At 77.3% G+C, this 1,541-nt stretch carries 2 protein-coding genes; both read left to right on the top strand.

Annotated elements, in window-relative coordinates; translation table 11 throughout:
• Positions 1 to 232: 232 nt before the first annotated feature.
• Entirely contained in the window at positions 233 to 886 is a 654-nt protein-coding gene (locus N866_RS18720) for a hypothetical protein (protein ID WP_155855500.1), read from the top strand.
• Between the two features lie 85 nt (positions 887 to 971).
• Positions 972 to 1,541 (top strand): hypothetical protein (locus N866_RS18715; RefSeq protein ID WP_034229634.1); only part of this gene is annotated, 570 nt, incomplete at its 3' end.

Below are 1,541 nucleotides of genomic sequence, written 5' to 3'. Positions count from 1 at the left end.
GACTCGAACAACTGTACGAGCGACCGCCGACACGGCCCGGTGCGATCCACAGGCGCGGGCCCCCAGGATGTGCGCGCCCGACACGCCCCGGGCCAGGGCCCCGGCCGGACACACGAGGGAAGGCGCTGACAAGGGGAGGCGGGTCTCCGCGCATCGCGCTGCGATCGCCGACCCGTGAGCGCCAGCACCCCGCGCGTTGCCCCGGACGTGCCGGTGCACTAGGCAGGGGCCCATGGCTGTGCTCACCGGTGTCCGCGACCGCCTCCGCGCCGAGATGGGCGCCGAGCCCGGCACCTGGGCCGTCGTCGAGCGCGTGCTGGAGGTCGTCCAGGAGCGCCTCGTCGCCCTGCGCCTCGAGCCGGGCAGCCTGGCCGACGCGGACGGCACCGCGCCGGTCGACCCGGGGGCAGGGGACGAGCCGGCCCTCGCGGGCGGTGCGCTCTCCCCGGACGAGGCGAGCTTCCGCGCCGAGCTCGCCGACGCACTCGATCGCCGCGGCCTCCCGCCGGACACCTCGCTGTCGGACCTCCTGGACCACGTGCGGGGCACCGCGCGCATCGCCGCGCTCGGCGAGATCACGGGCGACCTCGTCGACGTCACCGCCGACAACGAGCGGCTCCGGGCCTCCGTGGCGGGCACCGAGCGTGTGGTGGAGACCGTCCGTTCGTCGCCCGCGGCCGCCCGGGGCGGCGTGCAGGAGGAGATGGCGCGGTGGTTCCTCGACCTGCTCGAGGACGCCACCCAGAGCGCGGGCGCGACCCTCGCGGAGGTCCGGTCGTCCGAGCGCCACGCTGCCCTGCTCGCGGCCGCCGACGACGTCGGGCTCGACGGCATGGCCAAGGTCGAGTTCGTCGCCCGCGTGACCGCGGCCCTCGGCACCCCCTGACGCCGCGCACGGGGCCACGCACGGTCTCGTACCGGTCTCGCACGGCTAGGGTCGACCGGTCGGACGGGTCGAGGCGGGAGTGCGCATGGGTGACGGACACGGCCACGAGCACGGCCACGGAGACGGCAACAGTCACGAGCACGGCCACGCCGCCGACGGCGACCTCCTCACCGTCGCGGCGCACCGCGAGGCCGTCCTCGCGCTGGTCGCGCCCCTGCCGCCCGTCGACGTCGAGGTCGCCCGCGCGGCCGGTCACGTGCTCGCCGACGACGTCGTGGCGCCCACCGACCTGCCCGCGTGGGACAACTCCGCGATGGACGGCTGGGCCGTGCGCCGCGACGACGTCGTCGGGGCGTCACCCGAGGCGCCGGTGACGCTCGAAGTCCTCGCCGACCTCCCGGCCGGGAGCGACGCGGAGCCCCAGGTCGTCCCGGGGACCGCCGCCCGCATCATGACCGGCGCGCCGCTCCCGCCCGGTGCCGACGCGGTGGTGCCGGTCGAGCACACCGACGGCTTCGGGGACCGCGGGCTCCGGGAGACGGTGCGCGTCGACCACGAGCCCGCACCGGCCGCGCACATCCGGCGGGCGGGGGAGGACGTGCGGGCGGGCGACGTCGTCCTGCGCGCGGGCACGCTGCTCGGCCCGGCGCGCGTC

The sequence above is a fragment of the Actinotalea ferrariae CF5-4 genome, from assembly GCF_000603945.1.
GTDB classification, from domain to species: Bacteria; Actinomycetota; Actinomycetes; order Actinomycetales; family Cellulomonadaceae; genus Actinotalea; species Actinotalea ferrariae.
The sequence above is the reverse complement of the archived record's forward strand: the minus strand, read 5'-3'. Positions and strand labels throughout refer to the sequence as shown.

Coding starts and splice junctions, on each gene's coding strand:
- N866_RS18720 (WP_155855500.1), top strand. CDS start 233: ATGGCTGTGCTCACCGGTGTCCGCGACCGCCTCCGCGCCGAGATGGGC.